The 19,463-nt window shown below is 73.0% G+C and carries 20 protein-coding genes; 6 read left to right on the top strand and 14 right to left on the bottom strand.

Annotation, left to right across the window (positions count from 1 at the left end):
- Window positions 1-15 precede the first annotated feature (15 nt).
- Both ACZ4E1_RS12815 and ACZ4E1_RS12810 read left to right on the top strand, forming a co-directional pair.
- Window positions 16-1,032 carry a FecCD family ABC transporter permease gene (locus ACZ4E1_RS12815; protein ID WP_467538610.1) on the top strand — a complete coding sequence of 339 codons (1,017 nt, stop codon included), beginning with the start codon at window positions 16-18 and terminating at the stop codon, window positions 1,030-1,032.
- Window positions 1,029-1,802 (top strand): ABC transporter ATP-binding protein, encoded by a 774-nt coding sequence (locus tag ACZ4E1_RS12810; RefSeq protein WP_467538608.1) that lies wholly within the window; start codon window positions 1,029-1,031, stop codon window positions 1,800-1,802. Before ACZ4E1_RS12815 ends, ACZ4E1_RS12810 begins: the two co-directional genes overlap by 4 nt.
- Before the next feature lie 18 nt (window positions 1,803-1,820).
- On the opposite strand, the gene ACZ4E1_RS12805 is transcribed toward ACZ4E1_RS12810, so the two are convergent.
- Window positions 1,821-2,441, bottom strand: a complete 621-nt coding sequence (locus tag ACZ4E1_RS12805) for an L-threonylcarbamoyladenylate synthase (protein WP_467538606.1) — start codon at window positions 2,439-2,441, stop codon at window positions 1,821-1,823.
- A 170-nt stretch (window positions 2,442-2,611) separates the two neighbouring features.
- Between ACZ4E1_RS12805 and ACZ4E1_RS12800 the strand changes: the two genes are divergently transcribed.
- A complete protein-coding gene (locus ACZ4E1_RS12800) occupies window positions 2,612-3,757 on the top strand; it encodes a hypothetical protein (protein WP_467538604.1) in 1,146 nt (381 codons plus the stop codon).
- Window positions 3,758-3,936: 179 nt separating this feature from the next.
- Here ACZ4E1_RS12800 and ACZ4E1_RS12795 read toward each other — a convergent pair whose 3' ends face one another.
- Window positions 3,937-4,311 (bottom strand): hypothetical protein, encoded by a 375-nt coding sequence (locus tag ACZ4E1_RS12795; RefSeq protein ID WP_467538601.1) that lies wholly within the window; start codon window positions 4,309-4,311, stop codon window positions 3,937-3,939.
- A gap of 75 nt (window positions 4,312-4,386) precedes the next feature.
- Here ACZ4E1_RS12795 and ACZ4E1_RS12790 point away from each other — a divergent pair, with 75 nt between their 5' ends.
- Window positions 4,387-4,743, top strand: a complete 357-nt coding sequence (locus ACZ4E1_RS12790; protein WP_188335373.1) for a DUF779 domain-containing protein — start codon at window positions 4,387-4,389, stop codon at window positions 4,741-4,743.
- Window positions 4,744-4,753: 10 nt separating this feature from the next.
- Here ACZ4E1_RS12790 and ACZ4E1_RS12785 read toward each other — a convergent pair whose 3' ends face one another.
- The 12 genes from ACZ4E1_RS12785 to ACZ4E1_RS12730 form a co-directional block, all read right to left on the bottom strand.
- The gene (locus ACZ4E1_RS12785; protein ID WP_467538598.1) at window positions 4,754-6,343 is read right to left on the bottom strand and encodes a hypothetical protein; all 1,590 of its coding nucleotides are present in this window, start codon (window positions 6,341-6,343) and stop codon (window positions 4,754-4,756) included.
- Window positions 6,344-6,434: 91 nt separating this feature from the next.
- A complete protein-coding gene (locus tag ACZ4E1_RS12780; protein WP_467538596.1) occupies window positions 6,435-6,629 on the bottom strand; it encodes a hypothetical protein in 195 nt (64 codons plus the stop codon).
- Window positions 6,630-6,740: 111 nt separating this feature from the next.
- On the bottom strand, window positions 6,741-7,601 hold the full coding sequence (locus ACZ4E1_RS12775; RefSeq protein ID WP_467538593.1) for a phosphatidylinositol-specific phospholipase C/glycerophosphodiester phosphodiesterase family protein: 861 nt from the start codon (window positions 7,599-7,601) through the stop codon (window positions 6,741-6,743).
- A gap of 536 nt (window positions 7,602-8,137) precedes the next feature.
- The gene (locus ACZ4E1_RS12770) at window positions 8,138-8,797 is read right to left on the bottom strand and encodes an ABC transporter ATP-binding protein (RefSeq protein ID WP_467538591.1); all 660 of its coding nucleotides are present in this window, start codon (window positions 8,795-8,797) and stop codon (window positions 8,138-8,140) included.
- Complete coding sequence (locus ACZ4E1_RS12765) at window positions 8,790-9,698, bottom strand: ABC transporter ATP-binding protein (protein ID WP_467539586.1); 909 nt, start codon at window positions 9,696-9,698, stop codon at window positions 8,790-8,792. Before ACZ4E1_RS12765 ends, ACZ4E1_RS12770 begins: the two co-directional genes overlap by 8 nt.
- Window positions 9,699-9,739: 41 nt before the next feature.
- Window positions 9,740-10,612: an ABC transporter permease gene (locus ACZ4E1_RS12760; protein ID WP_467538589.1), complete on the bottom strand. Its 873-nt coding sequence runs from the start codon at window positions 10,610-10,612 to the stop codon at window positions 9,740-9,742.
- Complete coding sequence (locus tag ACZ4E1_RS12755; protein WP_467538588.1) at window positions 10,605-11,597, bottom strand: ABC transporter permease; 993 nt, start codon at window positions 11,595-11,597, stop codon at window positions 10,605-10,607. The genes ACZ4E1_RS12760 and ACZ4E1_RS12755 overlap by 8 nt, the downstream gene beginning before the upstream one ends.
- Complete coding sequence (locus tag ACZ4E1_RS12750) at window positions 11,594-13,162, bottom strand: ABC transporter substrate-binding protein (RefSeq protein ID WP_467539585.1); 1,569 nt, start codon at window positions 13,160-13,162, stop codon at window positions 11,594-11,596. The genes ACZ4E1_RS12755 and ACZ4E1_RS12750 overlap by 4 nt, the downstream gene beginning before the upstream one ends.
- A 152-nt stretch (window positions 13,163-13,314) precedes the next feature.
- Entirely contained in the window at window positions 13,315-14,415 is a 1,101-nt protein-coding gene (locus ACZ4E1_RS12745; RefSeq protein ID WP_467538586.1) for an acyl-CoA dehydrogenase family protein, read from the bottom strand.
- Window positions 14,412-15,596 carry an acyl-CoA dehydrogenase family protein gene (locus tag ACZ4E1_RS12740; protein ID WP_467538583.1) on the bottom strand — a complete coding sequence of 395 codons (1,185 nt, stop codon included), beginning with the start codon at window positions 15,594-15,596 and terminating at the stop codon, window positions 14,412-14,414. Before ACZ4E1_RS12740 ends, ACZ4E1_RS12745 begins: the two co-directional genes overlap by 4 nt.
- A complete protein-coding gene (locus ACZ4E1_RS12735; RefSeq protein ID WP_467538579.1) occupies window positions 15,593-16,579 on the bottom strand; it encodes an NADPH:quinone oxidoreductase family protein in 987 nt (328 codons plus the stop codon). The genes ACZ4E1_RS12740 and ACZ4E1_RS12735 overlap by 4 nt, the downstream gene beginning before the upstream one ends.
- 123 nt (window positions 16,580-16,702) lie before the next feature.
- A complete protein-coding gene (locus tag ACZ4E1_RS12730; protein ID WP_467539584.1) occupies window positions 16,703-17,278 on the bottom strand; it encodes a helix-turn-helix domain-containing protein in 576 nt (191 codons plus the stop codon).
- 175 nt (window positions 17,279-17,453) lie between these two features.
- On the opposite strand from ACZ4E1_RS12730, the gene ACZ4E1_RS12725 reads away from it, so the two are divergent.
- Together ACZ4E1_RS12725 and ACZ4E1_RS12720 are read left to right on the top strand one after the other, a co-directional pair.
- Window positions 17,454-18,413, top strand: coding sequence for an NAD(P)/FAD-dependent oxidoreductase (locus ACZ4E1_RS12725; RefSeq protein WP_467538577.1), 960 nt, complete (start codon window positions 17,454-17,456; stop codon window positions 18,411-18,413).
- 60 nt (window positions 18,414-18,473) lie between these two features.
- Complete coding sequence (locus tag ACZ4E1_RS12720) at window positions 18,474-19,373, top strand: SDR family oxidoreductase (RefSeq protein ID WP_467538575.1); 900 nt, start codon at window positions 18,474-18,476, stop codon at window positions 19,371-19,373.
- Window positions 19,374-19,463: the final 90 nt, after the last annotated feature.

The raw sequence follows: 19,463 nt of genomic DNA, 5'->3' as shown, positions 1-19,463 counted from the left end.
ACTCGGTCTCACCCAGTGACCCGCCTGCGCCCGGCGTCGTACGCGGCGGCGGGCCTGCTCGCCCTGTGCCTCTCGGTCGCCGTCGCCATCACGATCGGCCCCGCGCACATCGGGGTCGGTGACGTGTGGGCGTCGGTCGCGGCCCGGCTCGGCTGGGGCAGCTCGGACCTGTCGCCGATCCGCGACGGGATCGTGTGGAACCTGCGGCTGCCGCGCACCCTGCTGGCCGCCGTGTGCGGGGCCGGCCTCGCGGTCTGCGGCACGGTCCTCCAGGCCCTGCTGCGCAATCCGCTCGCGGACCCGTTCGTGCTCGGCGTCTCCTCCGGGGCCTCGACCGGCGCCGTCCTGGTCGTCGTGCTGGGGATCGGCGGGGGCGCCCTGTCGGTGTCCGGCGGCGCGTTCCTGGGCGCCGTCTGTTCCTTCGGTCTGGTGCTGGTGCTCAGTCACGCGCTGGGCGGGACCACGGACCGGGTGGTGCTGTGCGGTGTCGCGGCGATGCAGCTGTTCTCGGCGCTGACCTCGTTCGTCGTCCTGACGGCGGCGGACGCGGAGACCACGCGCGGCGTCCTGTTCTGGCTGCTCGGTTCGCTCGGCGGGGTCGGCTGGACCGAGGTGTGGCTGTGTCTGGCCGTCCTCGTGGTCACGCTCGCGGTGTGCCTCGGGTACGGGAGGACGCTCGACGCGTTCGCGTTCGGCCCCGAGGCGGCGGCCGCGCTCGGTGTGCGGGTGGCCCGCACCCGGCTGGTCCTGCTGTGCGTGACGGCGCTGCTGACGGCGGCGCTGGTCAGCGCGGCGGGCGCGATCGGCTTCGTCGGCCTGGTGCTGCCGCACGCGGCCCGCGCCCTGGTGGGCCCCGGCCACACCCGGCTGCTGCCGGCCACCGCGCTCGCCGGGGCCGTGTTCCTGGTGTGGGTCGACACGCTGGCCCGGACGGCTCTCGAACCGCAGGAGGTTCCCGTGGGGGTGGTGACGTCGCTGATCGGCGTGCCCGCGTTCGTGTACGTGCTGTGGCGCGGCCGGAGCACACGATGACGGCGGGGCTCGGCGCCGAGCGCGTGGCCCGGTCGGCGGACGGGACGCTGATCCTCGACGGGGTGAGCCTCGCGCCGAAGCCCGGTTCGGTGACGGGAATTCTGGGGCCGAACGGGTCGGGCAAGTCGACGCTGTTGCGGCTGCTGGCCGGGGTGCTCGCGCCGACGGCCGGGGTCGTCACGCTCGACGGCGATCCGCTCGCCGAGGTCGGGCGCAGGGAGGCGGCGCGCCGGATCGCGCTGGTGCAGCAGCAGTCCGACACGCAGGTGGAGCTGACGGTCGCGGACGTGGTGCGGCTCGGCCGGATCCCGCACCGCAGAGCGTGGTCGCCGGCCTCGGCGGCGGACGAGCGGGCGGTGCGCTCGGCGCTGGAGCGCAGCGGGCTCGCCGACCGCGCGGACCGGCTGTGGCACACGCTGTCGGGCGGTGAGCGGCAGCGAGTGCAGATCGCGCGGGCGCTGGCCCAGGAGCCGCGTGAACTGCTCCTGGACGAGCCGACGAACCATCTTGACATCCAGCACCAGCTGGAGCTGCTCGACCTGGTCCGCAGCCTCGACCTGACCTGTGTGGTCGCCCTGCATGACCTGAACCTCGCGGCCACGTACTGCGACGAGGTCGTCGTGCTGCGCGCGGGCCGGCTCGTGGCGGCCGGCACCCCTGGCGCGGTCCTGACGGAGGAGCTGGTCGCGGACGTCTACGGCGTACGGGCCAGGATCACGCACCCGGACCCGGAGGCGGGACCGCACATCCGTTTCCTGGGTACGGTCTGAGTCCGCGGGACGCGCCGGTCACTCGAAGCGGTCGGTGTCCCCCGCGCCGTGCCGGACGATCTCGGCCTCGCCGTCGGAGAAGTCGATGACGGTGGTCGGCTCGGTGCCGCAGTCGCCGGAGTCGACCACCGCGTCGACGGAGTGGTCCAGCCGCTCCTTGATCTCCCAGCCCTGGGTGAGCGGCTCGTCCTCGCCGGGCAGCAGCAGGGTGCTCGACAGGAGCGGCTCGCCGAGCTCGGCGAGCAGGGCCTGGGTGACGACGTGGTCGGGGATGCGGACGCCGACGGTCTTCTTCTTCGGGTGCTGGAGCTGGCGCGGCACCTCGCGGCTCGCGGGCAGGATGAAGGTGTACTTGCCCGGTGTGGCCGCCTTGATGGCGCGGAACACGTCGTTGTCGATGTGCACGAACCGGCCGAGCTGCGCGAAGTCCTGGCACACCAGCGTGAAGTGGTGCTTGTCGTCGAGCTGGCGGATCGCGCGGATCCGCTCGACCCCCTCGCGGTTGCCGAGCCGCGCGCCCAGCGCGTAGCAGGAGTCCGTCGGATAGGCGACGAGCGCCCCGTCGCGGATGCTGTCGGCGACGGCCGTGATCAGGCGCGCCTGCGGGTTCTCGGGATGCACGTCGAAGTACCTGGCCATGCCGCGAGCGTACGGGATCGGGCGGGCGCGTCCGGGGTACACGGCCGGGAATCGCGGGCACGTGCGACAATCCCGGCGCGACAATCCCGACACCCGCACCCCCTGGTCCCCCGCGCGCACAGGCCGACGGACCATACTGGTCGGGCCCCGTCCGCTCACAGATCGACTCCATGGCCAAGAAGAAACCTTCCGCGAACCCCGCCCCCGCGACTGTCTGGCCGGCCCGTGGCCGCCACACCGGTCCCGAGCCCGAGCAGGACGTCCGGCGCAATCTGATCGCTCTCGAAGCGGCCGGGGTGCTGGACGGTTTCCTGGATCTCGATCCTGCCGACGCCGCGCGCTCCACGGCGATGCATCCCCGTGACGAGGACGCGGACCCGGGCCCCGGTGCCCGGCGCGTCTTCGAGGCCCGCTGGCGGGTGGACGGCGACGTCACCGTGCGGGCGCAGCTGACGACGTACGAGCCGGAGGCCCGGCGCCGTGAGACCGAGGGCGGCGTGCCGTGGGTCCTGGCGGCGGAGGCCGAGGCCGACTGGCAGCCGCACTGGCCCTCGCCCGCGACGATGTTCTGGCCGGACAGCGAGCGCGTGCCGTGGGACCACGAGACAGTGGCGGGGCTGCGTGTCCGCGCGACGAACCCGCTGCCCAAGGACGACGACGCGGTGCGCCGGCTGCTGCGGGAGTGCTCGCGCGACAGCTGGTACACGCATGTCGTGGTGCACGAGGCGATGACCCCAGACCTGCGGGGGCAGCTTCCGGTCGTCGCGTCGCTGCCGCCTAGCCTGCGGCACCGGGTGATCGAGCACCGGGCGGCGCCCGAGCTGGCGCAGATCGTGGACTTCGCGCTGCGCAAGGAGCTGGACGTGCGGCTGCCGCGCGGCGGCGCCGTCGTGCTGCCCGCGACGCCCCGCGAGCCGGGGTACGAGCCGGAGGCCTTCACGGTCCGCAGCGTGTTCCTGGACGGGTCGGAGCAGCCCGAGCTCCTGGACCGGGTCAGGGCCGCGGCGGCGCTGCCGAGGCCGCTGTCCGCGGAGGCGGAGCGGGTGGTGAACCGGCTGCGCAAGGGCTGGCATCTGCTGACGCCCGAGGAGGAGCTGGCGCACGCGCAGGACATGGTCGGCCGGTACGCGGAGGCGCTGGACGCCATGACCAAGTCCCGCGACCTGTACAAGGAGGCGGCCGAGGCGGCGCAGGCCGCGCTGGCGGAGGCGGGCTCGGCGGCGCCGCGTCCGGCCACGCCCGTGGCCCGGCCGGACGGTTCACCGCTCGGCGCCCTGTCGAAGGCGTTCGGCCGTTTCCGGGACCCGAACCGCTAGGGCGTGTGTCGAAAGTCCCGTCGTCCGCCCGAAGGGCGGGCCCCGCGGTGTCCGGTGCGTGCGATCGCAAGGCGCCGGAGCGTCCTCATAGCGGAGCTATGTGGACGTTTCGGCAACGCCGCGAGCGTGCGTGCCGGGCGCCGCGGGGCAGGCGGGACTTTCGACACACGCCCTGGTCGTCAGTCCGCGTCGGGTGTGTCCGGGCTCTCCGGGGACTCCGGCGCGGACATCCGCAGGGCGATCTCCTGGAGCAGTTCGGTGGAGCTGACGTCCCTGCGGCCCTCGTCGTGCACCAGGGCGAGCTGGGTGAACAGGAAGGCGAAGGCCTCCACGAGCGAGACGCTGGCCGGCATCAGGGCGGAGATGGTGATCTCGGCCGCCTGTTCGGCGGTCGCGCCCGCCGGGATCTCGACGGTCGGGAAGACCTCCGAGACCAGCCGCCCCAGCTGGGTGACGTCGGTGTCGAGCTGCTCGCCGTCGGTGAGTCTGCGCACCATCTCCTGCGTCTCGGTCAGCACGCCGATCGCCCGCAGGATGATCTCCCTCTGTTCCATGGTGCGAGCCTATGCGGCACGGGCCCCCGTCCGTGCAACGTGCTCGCAACGTCCTCGTGGCTTGACTGGCCCGTCATGAGCGACGAACCCCGCGTGGAGCTGACTCCCGAGGCCGCCGCGCTGCTGCGGCGGCTGCGGGAGTCCCACGGCCCGCTGATGTTCCACCAGTCCGGCGGCTGCTGCGACGGCAGCGCCCCGATGTGCTATCCGGACGGCGAGTTCCGCACCGGTGCGGCGGACGTCCTGCTCGCCGAGCTGGCGGTGCCGGGGGTGGCCGAGCCGGTGCCGTTCTGGATGTCGCGGAGCCAGTACGAGGTGTGGAGCCACACCCGGCTCATCGTGGACGTGGTCGAGGGGCGTGGCAGCGGATTCTCGCTGGAGGCCCCGGAGGGCGTCCGCTTCCTGATCCGGTCCCGGCTGCTCGGCACCTGACCGCGCCGCGTCACTCGTCCCGCACGGCCGTGAGCCCGTTGAAGACGCCGACGTAGGCCGTGCCGTCCGGTCCGAGGGTGACGGGCGCCCAGTTGTTGTCGTAGGCGATGCCCGTTCCCACGAGCCGCTTCCACCGGGTCTCGCCGGTGTGGAAGTCGACGGCGGTCAGGTACCAGGCGTCGATGCCGAGCTTGTCGGGCTTCTTCGTGTACAGGTACAGCAGCCCGTCGGCGGTGGACAGCTTCGGCACGGTGGACGGGGAGCGTTCCTGGCTCTCCCAGACGGTGTCGCAGCCGCTGCCGTCGGGGCGGACGTCGATGCGGGTGACGCCGCCGACGACGCTGCGGCCGAGGGTGAGCGACGTGATGTTCTCGTAGCCGTAGTTGTTCTCGACGACGAGACTGTTCCCGTACGAGATGAGGGAGTTGTCGGTGGTGGAGGCGCCGGAGCCGAAGACGGGGATCTTGCAGACGAGGCGCTGTGCGTCGGGGACGCCGGGGTCGCGCCGGTAGACGAGGACGTTCATGCGGTCGTCGGCGTTGTCGGTGATCGCGACGTAGTTCTCGCGCTCGCCGAAGAGGTCGGGGGTGGTGCCCGAACCCTGGTTCACGGAGCCCGGTTTGGTGCCGGTGCCCCGGTCGTAGGTCTGGCGCCACACGACGTCGGGGGTGCCGTCGGCGGTGGCCTGGAAGCTGTAGAGGGCGTGGTCGGTGACGATGGAGACGCCGTCCCGGGCCACGGAGAACGAGTTCTGGATCTCCTCGCCGTCCAGCCGGATCGAGCGGATGGTGCCGCTGTCGGGGTCGACGGTGCCGACGCGGCCCTGCCGGGTCACCCACCAGATGCGGCCGTCCCAGTCGGGCATGACGGAGGTGACGGGGTCGCAGGTGCCGCTGGGGTAGAGGTTGGTCCAGCTGACGCAGTCGTGCGGGACCTGTCCGGTGAGGTCCCAGTCGTCGGTCACCCGGAAGCTCCAGGTGCCGTCCGCGGCCTGTTCGTGGGCGAGCCGGACGATGTGCTGGCGGGAGTCGGCGAGGACGAGCCGGTCCTGCTCGTCGAGGTAGGAGTAGGCGCCGCCGGACGTGTCCTTGAAGATCTTCGAGAAGTCGAGGCGGGTGATGGCCTCGACGGTGGACGGCCGCTGCGGGAGCTGGTACTCGGCGAGCGTCGCGAGGCTCTTCGGGTCGAGGAGTTTGACGAGGAAGCCGGTGAAGGTGCCGCAGACGGTGACGATGCGGCCGGCCTTGTCGAAGGTGACGGTGGCGCACTCGCCGCCGAGGGCGGCCATCTTCTCGCTGCTCACCGTGGGGCGTACGCCGCGCGGCCCACTCCACGGGTAGGTGCCGCTGCCCCAGGCGTCGGCGTGCATCCCACTGCGGCCGTTGGCGGCGAGGTACGGGTGCTGGTCCGGGGTACGGCCCGTGACCGGGCGGGGGACGGCGGGCGCGCCCTCGTACTGCGGGACGAGTCGGAATCCCGGCGCCTTGGGGATGTCGTCGGCCGAGGCCACGGACGGGCCGAGGACACTGGCGCCCGCGACGACGAGGGCCAAGGCGAGGGCACGGGCTAGGGCACGGGCGAGGCTTCTTCGCTGCGGCATGCGCCGAAGCTAGGCCGACTCCCTTGAAGTGTCCATGTACATACGGGAGTTGTTCACGAACCCGAAACGATCACCCCGGGGCGGGCCGGTGTCACGGGTTGAGGCCGCTGACCAGGCCCGCCGTGGCGTTGATGCCGTCATGGATGGTCGGGGCGGCGCTGGTACCCGCGAGCAGGAAGCCGAGCATGACGCACACCAGGGCGTGCGAGAGCTTGAGCGCCCCGTTGCGCAGGAAGATCACCGCGACGATCAGGAGCAGCAGCACGATGGAAATGGACAGAGACATCGCCGAACCTCCTCCGCCACGCCCACGCCGTGGCTTTCGGCCGCAAGTGTGGCGCAGCGGAGGGCTCGTCCCGGGGCACGACCTGTCCCCCGAAAGAGTGTTAACGGGCGGTCACCGGTCGTACGTTTCCAGGAAGGCCTGGAGTCCGGCGAGGTCGTCGGTGTTCAGGTGGTCGACGTCGGCGGCGGTCAACTCGGCCCAGACCGCGTCCCGTTGCGGACCCGCGAGGTCGGGGGTGGCCCAGAACCTGACGCGCTGTCCGGCGGCGTGCGCGGCGCCCACGATCTGGCGCAGCTTGTCGCGTTCGGCGGCGGGGATCGGGCCCACGCCCTGCCACGTGAAGTTGTTCGCCCAGTTGTCGCTGATCAGCGGTACGAAGGAGGCCGGGGCGGCGGTGCCGAGGTCGGCGAGCCGGCCGTCGTAGAAGGCGCGGCGTGCGGTCTGGGCCTCCATGGGGGCACGGGCGGCGCGGTCGCCGGAGACGACCGCGGTGACGGGTCCGGGGCGCACGCGGCCGTAGGCGTAGGTCGTGAACAGGTGGCGGTGTCGGCCCAGTTGGCGGTCGAGTTCGAGGTAGGTGGCCGCGCCGTCGGTCTTGATGTCGACGAGCAGTTGAAGCGGCACGCGGTGCCCCCGGTACACCGATCCGTGGTTCGCCCGGACGCGGGCGGCGAGCGGAGCCAGGTAGAGGGATTCCAGGGTGCGGCTCGGGTCGAGATCGACGGGGTCGTGGGCGACGAGGAGGTCGCCGTCGACGAGGTAGACGTCGGCCTCGACGCTGTTGAAGCGGTGGTCCAGCGCGTCGAACAGCGGCCGGGGGTGCTCGTAGTCGTTGTGGGCGTGGGCGCGCGACAGGGGCCGGGGCCCGCGCGGCCCCTGCCCGTCCGCCCGGGCGAGCTGGGGCGCGGCGAGACCGGTGGCCAGGGCGGCGGCGAAGGTGCCGAGGGCTCTGCGGCGGGTGGTCGGGGCCATGATGCCTCCCGTGGTGGGCCGTTGAGGACACGGGTGAGTATGCGCGGCCCGCCCCGCCAAAAGGCAGCCCCCGCAAGGGAGTTGTCCGGACCGTCGCCCATGGTTCACCGGGGGCGGCGGCACGCATCCAGCCCCGGTCAGATACGCCCCGAGAGGGGCGCGGAGAACCGCGCGCCCAGCCCCGACGACGCAGCACCCGGCAACGGCGGCATGGCGGAGCCCCAATGATTCAGGCACCCGGCACCTGGGTGCCGCCTTGCCCACCCGTGCCGCCCAAGGCGGCGGCACGCCACATGTATCCGGGCCCGGAGCTGGACGCGAGGCAGGTCGCCGGGCCGAACGCGCCGGGAGATGGGCTGGGGCCAGGGCGGCGCCCCATCAAGCGCGGGGGCACGACAGGCCTCGTAAGGGGCGCGGGGAACTGCGCGATCAGCCACGATGGCGCGGCAAACGGCGATGATCCTCGCCCCCTACGGCGGCGGCGCTGCCGCCGAGGCTCAGGTCCACTGAATCGCGCGCTCGGCGTCGAGGTGCTGTCACCTCGAAGGCCGGGGCCGCACGCTCCAGTCCAGAATCCGCCCGCACCAGCGCTCCAGCAACACCCGATCGTGCCCCACAGCCAACACCCCGGCCCCGCTCTCCCCGCGATACTCCTCCACCACCCCGACCAACGCCGCCGTCGTCGACGCATCGAGCATCGCCGTCATCTCGTCACAGATCAGCCACCGCGGCCGCAGGGCAAGCGCCCGGGCCACGCAGGCGCGCTGGAGCTGGCCGTCGCTGACCTCGTGGGGGCGGCGGGCCAGCAGGTCCGGGCCGAGTCCGACCCGTTCGGCGAGTTCCGCAACCCGGGCGGTGGGGTCGAGCCCGTTCGCGCGCAGGGGTTCCGCGACGAGGTCGGTCAGGCGCAGGCGCGGGTCGGCCGAGAGACGGGGCTGCTGGAAGACGACGCCGAAGGCGGTGCGCTGTGCGCGGGGCGCCCGGTGCCGCCAGCCGCGGACGGGCTCGCCGTCGAGGACGACCTCGCCGGCGTACGGCTCGTGCAGCAGGGCCGCGACCCGGGCGAGCGTGGACTTGCCGCAGCCGCTGGGACCGAGCAGGCCGACGCTCTCGCCGGGTTCCAGGGTGAGGCTGACGTCCCGCAGGACGGGCTCGCGGCGGTCGTACCCCGCGGTGACGCGGCGCAGCTCAAGCATGGACGGCCTCCCGTACGGGGTGGTGACAGGCGGTGCCGTCGAGGAGCGGTGGAAGCCGGTCGCAGGCGGCGTCGGCGCGGTCGCAGCGCTCGGCGAAGGCGCAGCCCGGCGACAGCGCGCCCAGTACGGGCGGCATGCCGGGGATCGGGGTGAAGTCCCGGTCGGGCAGGGCGTTCAGGAGGCCGCGGGCGTACGGGTGCCGGGGGCCCGGCGGGCCGAAGAACGGGGCGGCGTCGGCGAGTTCGACGATGCGGCTCGCGTACATCACGGCGACGCGGTCGGCGATGCGTGCGGCGGCGGCGAGGTCGTGGGTGATGAGCAGCAGGGCCCGCTCGTCGCCGATGTGCCGGCGCAGTTCGTCGACGGTGCGGTCGACGAGGTCGCGGTCGAGTCCGGTCGTGGGTTCGTCGGCGAGCAGCAGTGGGGCGTCGCCGACGAGGGCGAGGGCGGTGGCCGCGCGCTGGGCGAGGCCACCGGAGAGCTCGTGGGGGTAGCGGTCGAGGTGGTCGGCGGGGAAAGCGGCGCGTGCGGCGGCGGCTTCGACGGCGGCGCCGAGCTCCGGGCCGCGCCGTCCGATGCCGGTCAGTTCCCGTACGGTCTCGGCGAGTTGGGAGCGGACGGTGCGGACGGGGGTGAGGTGGGCGGCGGGGCTCTGCGGGACGAGTCCGACGCGCCGGCCGCGCACGGTGCGCGCCAGGGTCGCCTCGTCGGCGCCGAGCAGGTCGAGGCCGTCGACGCGTGCGCTGCCGGCGGTCTCGGCGTTGGCGGGGAGGAGGCCGAGCAGGGCGGAGGCGAGCACGGACTTGCCGCAGCCGCTCTCGCCGACGAGGGCCAGGCACTCCCCCGCCGCGAGGTCGAACGAGACGTCGCTGACGGCGCGTACGTACGCGCCGTCGCGCATCCGGAACCGGACGGAGAGGCCGTCCACCGAGAGCACCGGGGTCACAGGGTCAGCTCCGATCGGCGGCGCGGGTCGAAGCGTTCGCGCCAGGCGCCCGCGAGGCCCGCGATGGCGAGGGTCGGCACGATGATGAACAGGCCGGGGAACAGGGTGGGCCACCAGTCGCCGGCGAGGAGCGAGCCGCGCGCCGACTGGACGAGGGTGCCGAGGCTCGCCTGGTGGGCGGGGAGGCCTAGGCCGAGGAAGGACAGGGCGGACTCGTGCCAGACGGCGTGCGGCACCATGAGGACGGCGGCGAGCGCGGCCCGCGGCAGGACGCCGGGCAGCAGGTGCCGCACGGTGACCCGCCATCGGGAGGCGCCGCCGGAGATCGCCGCGTCGATGTAGGGCCGCGAGCGCAGGGAGAGTACTTCGGCACGCACGATCCGAGCCGTCGACAGCCAGTGGGTGAGTCCGACGGAGATCACGACGGGCCAGACGCCGGGGCGGAACATGGCGACGACGAAGATGCCGAGCAGCAGGTGCGGCACGGAGGAGAAGGCGTCGACGACGCGCATCAGGCCCCGGTCGAACCAGCCGCCGAGGGCGCCGGCGAGCGCACCCACGGCGGTCCCGATGACGGTGGCGACGACGGCGGCGACGACCCCGACGAGCAGGGAGACGCGCAGGCCGTAGACGCAGCGCAGCAGCAGGTCGCGGCCGACGTCGTCGGTGCCGAACGGGTGCGCCCAGGAGGGCGGTCGGAGCTTCGCGGCGAGGTCGACGGCCTGCTGGTCCAGCTGGGTCAGGGACGGCACGAGCAGGACGGCGAGCAGGACGGCGGCCACGATCAGGGCGGAGGACCGGACCCGCCACGCGCGCGTGGAGCGTCGCCGGGTGCCGTGCGTGCGCCAGGTGAGGGTCCGGTCAGCCATCGAAGCCCACCCTCGGGTCGGCGAGGCCGTACAGCAGGTCGGCGGCCCAGTTCCCGGCGAGGACGGCGAACGTCGCGAGGACCGTGAGGGCGGCGAGCAGCGGGAAGTCGACGGAGGTGGCGGCCTGGACGGTGGCGGCGGCGATGCCGGGCCAGCTGAAGACGGTCTCCACGAGGAGTGCTCCGGTGATGAGTTCGGGGACGCGCGAGCCGATCAGGGTGAGCACGGGCAGCGTGCCGGAGCGCAGGGCGTGCCCGAACAGGACGGTGCGCGGGGCGAGTCCGCGGGCCTTGGCGCCCCGCACCGGGTCCTCGTCGAGGGCTTCGCCGACGCCTTGGCGCACGTAGAGGATGAACCAGGGCAGCTGCGAGACGGCGAGGACGCCGGCGGGCAGGACGAGGTGGGTCAGCACCTGGCCCGCAGCGATCGTGGTGGAGCCGGTGTCGGTGAGGCCGCCCGCGGGCAGCACCCCGAGCTTGAGGGAGAACAGCCAGACGGCGAGCAGTCCGAGCCAGAACGGCGGGGCAGCCTCCAGGGTGTACGCGAGGGAGGTGACGGCGCGGTCGAGCAGGCCGCCCTGCCGGCGCGCGGCGAGGACACCGAGGAGGGTGCCGACGACGATCGCGGCGAGGAAGGCGGTGGCGGCGAGCAGGACGGACCAACCGAGGCGTTCGCCGATGACCTGGGCGACGGGCTGGCGCATGACGGCGGAGTCGCCGAGATCGCCCCGGAGGGCGGAGATGAGCCAGTCCCACCAGCGGCCGGTCAGCGGCCGGTCGACGCCGAGGTTCTCGCGGAGCTGGTCGAGGTTCTCCTGCGACGCGGTGAGTCCGGCGGTGCCCGCGTAGGCCTTGACCGGGTCGAAGGGGGAGGCGGCGGCGACCGCGAAGACGCCGAAGGTGACGGCGGCCAGGACGGGCACGGCGAACAGGATCCGCCGGCCCGTCAGACGGGCCATCGGCCCCCAGGGGAGCCGCCTGCTCATGCGTTCCAGTCCTCGACGTTCCACCAGGGGCCGGAGGCCAGGCCGTGGTCGTGCGGCTCGACCTGGGTGGTGAGGTCGCCGAAGCGCCGGTCGACGACGTAGAGGTGGTCGATGTGCGTGAGGAAGGTGTAGCCGGGGTCCTTCACCAGGGCGCGCTGGATCGTGTCGTACGCCTTCTGGCGCTCGGCGCGGTCGTCGGTCCTGCGGGCCGCTTCGAGGGCCCTGTCGACGCTCTTGTCGTCGTACCAGGCCATGTTGTTGAAGCCGTCGCCCGCGAGCGTGGACCTGAGCAGGCCGTACTGGTCGAAGTCGGGGTCGGCGGGGGCGCCGCCGCCGGCGAGGACGGCGTCCTCGGGCATGCGGGGCATGATGACCTCCCATGTGCCGGACTCGACCTTGATGTCGATGCCGAGCTTCTTGGCGTCGGAGGCGTAGGCGAGGGCGTGGTCCTGGCGGAGCTTGTCGCCGGTGAGGTACCAGAGCGGGAAGGCGGCGCGGGCTCCGTCCTTGGTCCGGATGCCGTCGTCGCCCTTCTTCCAGCCGGCGTCGTCGAGGAGCTTGTTGGCCTCGGCGAGGTCGTGCGTGCGCTCGGTGCCCCGCGTGAACCAGGGGCTGTCGGTCGGGACCGGCCCGTAGGCCTCCTTGCCGGCGCCTTCGAGGATCTGGTCGACCATGGCCTTGCGGTCGACGCCGAGGTCGAGGGCGCGGCGGATCGCGGTGTCGCCCGTGACCTTGTTGCCGGTGGGCAGGGTGACGAGGCGGTAGTCGAAGCTCTTGGCCGCGTACGTCTTCTTGTCGCCGTCCTTCGCGAAGGTCCTGGCGAGGTTCGGCGGGAGGATGGCGCCGTCGAGGTCGCCGGAGCGCAGCCGGGTGGCGCGTACGTCGTCGTCCTTGATGACGGCCATGGTGAAGTTCTCGATCTTCGGCCTGCCGCCCCAGTAGTCGGGGTTGGCCTTGAAGACGAGCTGCTCGCCCTTGGACCACTTGACGAGTTCGTAGGGGCCGGTGCCGACGGGCTTCGTGGTGAAGGCGCCGCTGTTGACGTCCTGCTTCGCCGCGATGTGCGCGGGGGCGATGGGCAGGACGGTGCGCTCGGCGAACGGCGCGTAGGGGTACTTGAGGTGGAAGACGACGGTGTCGTCGCCCTTCGCCTCGACGTCCTTCACGGCGTCCAGCTCGGTCTTCGAGGCGTTGTTCGTCTTCTTGTCGAGGATCGTCTCGTAGGTGAAGACGACGTCCTTCGACGTGAACGGCTCGCCGTCGCTGAACTTCACGCCCTCGCGCAGCCGGTACGTGTAGGTGCGGCCGTCGTCGGTGACCTTCGGCAGGGCGGCGGCGAGCGCGGGCTTCAGCTTCATGCCGGCGTCGTGGGTGAGCAGCCCGTCGAAGATCTTCGAGTTGCCGTCCTTGCCGTAGCCGAGCAGGGGGCTGAGGCTGTCGGGCTCGTAGGCGATGCCGACGACGGCGCTGTCCGAACCGCCCCTGGCGCCGCTGCCGGTGCCGTCGTCCGGCGCCGCGCAGGCCGCGGCGGTCAGCGCGAGTGCGGTGACCGCCGCTCCTGATATGACGCTCCGTGCCGGACGTGCCACTCCACCCACCCCTGTTCAAGATCCATTGCTATTGCGCAAAGCTGTTGTTGCGAACAGCTCGCAATAATGCCATCTCGTCAAGGGCGGGCAAAGACGGGGTCAAGCCATGTCGCTCCCGGCGGGTCGGGTCACGGTGCCCACAGCTCCACCAGCTCGGCCAGCTCCTCGCGGTGCCGGCCCGCGGTGCCGAGCGCGATCGAGTCGGCCTTGGCCCGCTTCAGGTAGAGGTGGATGGGGTGCTCCCAGGTCATGCCGATGCCGCCGTGCAACTGGAGCGCCTCCTCGGCGGCGTGCACCGCGACCGGCGCCGCATACGCCTGCGCGACGGCCACCGCGATGTCGGTGTCCTCGCTGTCGGCGGCGAGCGCGTCCGCCGCGTTCCGCGCCGCGGCCTTCAGGTTGACGGTCTCTAGCCAGAGCTGGGCAAGGCGGTGCTTGAGCGCCTGGAAGGAGCCGACCGGGCGGTTGAACTGGTTCCGCTCGCGCGTGTAGCGCACCGTCTCGGTCAACAGCCACTCGGACAGACCCAGTTGCTCGGAGACGAGCAGGCCCGCACCGGCGCGCAGGGCGCGGCGCACGGCCGGTGCCGCGGTCGGCGCGAGGAGGCGTCCGGCGGCGCCGTCCAGCGTGACCGAGGCGAGCGGGCGGGTGCGATCGAGCGAGGTCTGCGGGGTGACGGCCACCCCGGTGGCTCCGGCGTCGACCGCGAACAGGCCCTCGGCCGTGGGCACGAGGAACACGTCGGCGGCGGACGCGTCCGCGACCCCGGTGACGGCGCCGGTCAGCGTCGCCCCGTCCGCGCGGACGCTCCACTCGTCGCGCGGTGCCCGGTCCGAGAGCGGCACGGCGAGCGCGCCGATCGTGCGGCCGGAGGCGAGCGCGGCGAGCAGGGTGGTGGCCTCCTCGCCGTCGCAGGCGAGCAGTGCCTCGGTCGCGACGACGGCGCTCGTCAGGTACGGGACGGGGGCGACGGCCCGGCCCAACTCCTCCAGGACGACGGCGGCTTCGCGGTGCGTGGCCCCCTGGCCGCCGCGCTCCTCGGGCACCAGGAGTCCGGCCAGGCCCATGCTCTCGGCGAGGTTCTTCCACAGGGCGCGGTCGTGCGGTTCGTCCGACTCGGCGCGGGCCTGGACCGTCGCGGCGTCGCAGTGGTCGGCGAGCAGGTCACGGACCGCCGAGCGCAGGGCTTCCTCTTCCTCCGTGTAGAGGAGGTCGGGCTGGTGGCTCATCGGGACAGGTCCTTCCAGGCGACGTCCTTGTCGGTGCGCGGCTCGGGCGGCAGGCCCAGGACGCGCTCGGCGACGATGTTCAGCAGGATCTCGCTCGTCCCGCCCTCGATGCTGTTGCCCTTGGCGCGCAGGTAGCGGTAGCCGGCCTCGCGGCCCTCGAAGTCGACGAGCTCGGGGCGGCGCAGCGTCCAGTCGTCGTACAACAGGCCTTCCTCGCCGAGGAGTTCGACCTCCAGGCCGCTGATCTCCTGGTTGAGCCGGGCGAAGCCGAGCTTCATGCCGGCGCCCTCGGGGCCGGGCTGTCCCGCGACGAGCTGCTGGCGCAGGCGCTCGCCGGTCAGCCGGGCGACCTCGGCGTCGACCCACAGCTTGACCAGCCGCTGGTGCAGGTCGTGGGTGCGCAGCTCGGGGCGCTCGCGCCAGGTCTTCGCGGCGATGCCGATGAGGCCGCCCTCGCGCGGGATGCGGGCGCCGCCGATCGCGACGCGCTCGTTGTTGAGCGTGGTCTGGGCGACCTTCCAGCCGTCGCCGATCTCGCCGAGCCGGTGGGCGTCGGGGATCTTGACGCCGGTCAGGAACACCTCGTTGAACTCGGCCTCGCCGGTGATCTGGCGCAGTGGCCGCACGTCGACGCCGGGGTCGGTCATGTCGCACACGAAGTACGTGATGCCCTTGTGCTTGGGCACGTCCGGGTCGGTGCGGGCGATGAGGATGGCGAAGCGCGCGTTGTGCGCGCCGGACGTCCACACCTTCTGGCCGTCGACGGTCCAGGTGTCGCCGTCGAGGACGGCACGGGTGCCGAGCGCGGCGAGGTCGGAGCCGGCGCCGGGCTCGCTGAACAGCTGGCACCACACCTCCTCGCCGGTCCACAGCGGCTTGAGGAAGCGCTGCTTCTGCTCCTCGGTGCCGTAGCGCAGGATGGTGGGGGCGGCCATGCCGAGCCCGATCCCGTTGCGCCGCGGGTCGTTGCCGGGGGCGCCCGCGGCCGTCAGCTCGGCGTCGACGACGGCCTGGAGGGCGCGCGGCGCGTCGAGGCCGCCGAGGCCCTGCGGGTAGTGCACCCAGGCGAGTCCGGCGTCGAAGCGGGCCCGCAGGAACTCCTCGCGGGGCGTGTCGGCGGGCGGGTGCGCGGCCAGGAACTCCTGGGTCAGCGCCCGCAGTTCAGCGGCGTCGACGCTCATGCGGCGGCTCCTTCCGTACGGGCTTCCAGGCCGGGCACGACGACGACGCGGCCTGTGGTGACACCGTCGGCGACGCGCTGCACGGCGGCCGGCGCCCCGGCGAGCCCGACGCGCTCGCTGACGAGGGGCTTGATGGCGCCGCGCGCGGCGAGTTCCGTCAGCTTCTCGTGGCAGTGCGGGATGAGCTTCGGGTTCTTGCTCGCGTACAGGCCCCAGTGGAGGCCGAGGATCGAGTAGTTCTTGACCAGCGCGTGGTTGAGGGCCGGGCTCGGGATGGTGCCCGAGGCGAAACCGACGACGACGATGCGGCCCTCGAAGGCGACGGTCTTGGCGGACTGGGTGTACGCCTCGCCGCCGACCGGGTCGTAGATCACGTCGGCGCCGCGGCCTCCGGTGGCCTCCTTGACGGCGGCGATGACGTCCTCGGAGCGGCGGTCGACCACGACGTCGCAGCCGAGCTCGGCGGCGACCTTCGCCTTCTCGGGGCCGCCGACGACGCCGATGACACGGGCACCCGCGGCCTTGCCGAGCTGGACGGCGGCGCTGCCGACGCCACCCGCGGCGGCGTGCACGAGCAGCGTCTCGCCGTCCTGGAGGCGGGCGCGCTGGTGCAGGCCGAACCAGCCGGTCTGGTAACCGATGTGCAGGGCGGCCGTCTCGGCGTCGTCGAGCGCGTCGGGTGCGGGCAGCAGGGCGCGCGCGTCCGCGACGGCGTACTCGGCGAAGCCGCCGTACGGCAGCACCGGGTTGGCGATGACGCGGCGGCCGTCCTCGGTCTCGCCGCAGATCTCCACGCCCGGGGTGAACGGCAGCGGGGGCCTGACCTGGTACTGGCCGCGGCAGAGCAGGGCGTCCGGGAAGTTGATGTTGGCGGCGCGCACCTTGAGCAGGACCTGCCCGTCGCCGGGCACGGGGCGCTCGACCTCTTCGAGGCGCATCACCTCGCTCGGCTCGCCGTTCTCGTGCACTTGCCATGCCTGCATGCGGGGCCTCCACGGGACTGCGTCGTCACACCGGGTTCCACGGCCGGTCGCTGACCGGCCCAGTCGCATACTAAGCGGTCGCTTGCCGCCTTGTGAATGCCTCTCGGCGAATGCGCCGCCGGGTCATTCCTGCGGGCCGCGCGCGGGTCTGGCCCGTACGTGCATCCGCTCGCCCTGCGGCCCGAAGAGGCTGAGGAACTCGGCCGGCCCCTCGCCCGTCGATCCGAACCAGTGCGGTACGCGCGTGTCGAACTCGGCGGCCTCGCCGGGCCCGAGCACCACGTCGTGCTCGCCGAGCACGAGGCGCAGCTTGCCCGAGAGCATGTAGATCCACTCGTAGCCCTCGTGCGTCTGCGGGTCGGGCTCCTGGCGGCGCTGCGGCTCGATCACCTTGTACGCCTGGAGTCCGCCCGGCTGCCGGGTCAGCGGGAACATGGTGCGTCCGCCGTGCACGATCGGCTTGGCCCGCACGCGCGGGTCGCCCACGGGCGGCGCGCCGACCAGCTCGTCGAGCGCGACCTGGTGGGCGCGCGCGATCGGCAGCAGCAGCTCCAGGCTGGGCTTGCGCAGGCCGGACTCCAGACGGGACAGGGTGCTCACCGAGATGCCGGTGGCCTCCGAGAGCCCGGTCAGGGTGGCGCCACGCTCCTTGCGCAGGGCGCGCAGGCGCGGCCCGACGCCCGTGAGCACGGCCTCCATGCTCTCGGCGGGCTGCTCGGCCACGGACTCTCCGGCCGTCTGGGTGTGCGAGTGCGACGTCATGCTTCCATTGCAGTTTCGGCAAAGCTGTTTGTCAATACGCTCGATCCGGTGCATCTTCGAGAGCGGGAGACGGCAGGAGATTCCGCCGTTCCGGTGCAGCGAGGTGACCATGATGAGCAACCCAGATTCCCAGCGGGACGAGTACGACGTCGTCGTGGTCGGCGGCGGCACGGCCGGCCTCTCGGCGGCCCTGATCCTCGGACGCGCGCGCCGCTCCGTGCTCGTCGTCGACGCGGGCGAGCCGCGCAACGCCCCGGCCGCGCACATGCAGGGCTACCCGTCCCGCGACGGCATGCCGCCCGCCGAGTTCCTGGCCGTGGTCCGCGAGGAGGTCGCCGCGTACGGGGTCGAGCTCGTCCGGGACCGGGTGACGAAGGCGGTGCCGGACGGCTCCGGCGCGTTCGACGTGACGCTCGCCGGCGGCGCCGGCGTGCACGGACGTCGGCTGGTCGTCGCGACCGGCCTGACGGACGAACTCCCGGACGTTCCCGGCGTAGCCGAGCGCTGGGGCCGCGATGTGATCCACTGCCCGTACTGCCACGGCTACGAGGTGCGGGACGAGCCGGTCGGGGTGCTGTACTCGCCGGCCGCCGGCATCCATCAGGCGCTGCTGTTCAGCCAGTTGTCGGACGACGTGACCCTGTTCCTCGGCGCCCACGGCGAGGAGGCGCTCACGGACACCGAGTGGCGGCTGCTGACAGCCGCCGAGGTGAGCGTCGTGACGGGTGAGGTGGCGGAGCTGGTCGTGACGGACGACCGCCTCACCGGGGTCCGCCTCGCCGACGGCCGGGTGGTCCCGCGCACCGTCGCCGTCGTGGCGCCCCGCATGACCCCGAACGACTCCCTCCTGTCCGACCTCGGCGCCGACACCCGGGACACCCCCGCGGGCCGCTTCCCGGCGGTGGACCCGACGGGCCTGACGAGCGTCCCCGGCGTCTGGGCGGTGGGCAACGCGACGGGCCCGGCGGAGCAGGTGGTGAACGCGGCGAGCGCCGGCTACCGCGCGGGCACGACCATCAACATGGACCTGCTCCTCACGGACCTGGACCGGGTCGCGGCGTCCACGGCGTGAGGGGATCCCGGGCCCGCGCGGGCATGGAAAGGTGACGCCCCGCGCGGTATCCATGCGCGCATGGACTCCACGACCTCGCTGCCCGGACTGCCCGCTCCTCCCCCGCCCGGCGCCCACGCCCTGCCACCGGGGACCTATGACGGGCGGCTCGTGCTGGTGACCGGGGGCGGGACGGGTCTGGGGCGGGCGGTCGCCGCCGAGTTCGCCCGGCTCGGCGCGGCCCTGCTCCTGGTCAGCCGCCGCGAGGAGCATCTGGCGCCCGCCCGCGCGGAGTTGGCGAAGATCCCCGGCGCGGGTCCGGTGACCTCGCAGCTGTGCGACATCCGGGACGCGGACCGGATCGCCGAGGTCTTCGACGCGGCGCTCGCCTCGCACGGCCGCCTCCCGGACGTGCTGGTCAACAACGCGGCGGCCAATTTCCCCGTCCCGTCGGAGGACGTGTCGCCGAACGGCTGGCGGGCGGTCGTGGACATCACGCTCACCGGTACGTTCCTGATGACACGGGAGTTCGGCCGCCGTCACCTCGCCGCGGGCACCCCGGGTTCGGTGATCGCGGTCGGGGCCTCGTACGCGTGGACGGGCGGTCCCGGGTTCGCGCACAGCGCGGCGGCGAAGGCGGGCGTCAAGAGCCTCGTCGAATCGCTCGCGGTGGAGTGGGGCCCGTACGGGATCCAGGTCAACGGCCTGGTGCCGGGGCTCATGCCGCACGAGGACATGACCGCCGACATCCGTACCGGACTCGACCGCGCCCCGGACCCCGGCGCCCGACAGCCGGCCCTGCGGACGGGCGCGCCGAGGGAACTCGGCTGGGCGGCCACCTTCCTCGCCTCGCCCTACGCCCGCTTCATCAGCGGGCACACCCTCGTGGTGGACGGGGCGAACTGGCAGCGGCGCGACCTGGTGAACGCCCCGGTGACGCCGGTGCGCGAGCAGCTGGGCCGCGGCCCGTTCGCCCCCTAGGCCGTGTCCGGAAAGTCGATCGCTCGTTACTCCGTTCGTGGTGCGGCGACATGAACTGACGGATGAGTCTTGGGCGTTGATCGCTCCGTT

It is taken from the genome of Streptomyces sp. NPDC025806 (assembly GCF_055558275.1).
The sequence above is the reverse complement of the archived record's forward strand: the minus strand, read 5'-3'. Positions and strand labels throughout refer to the sequence as shown.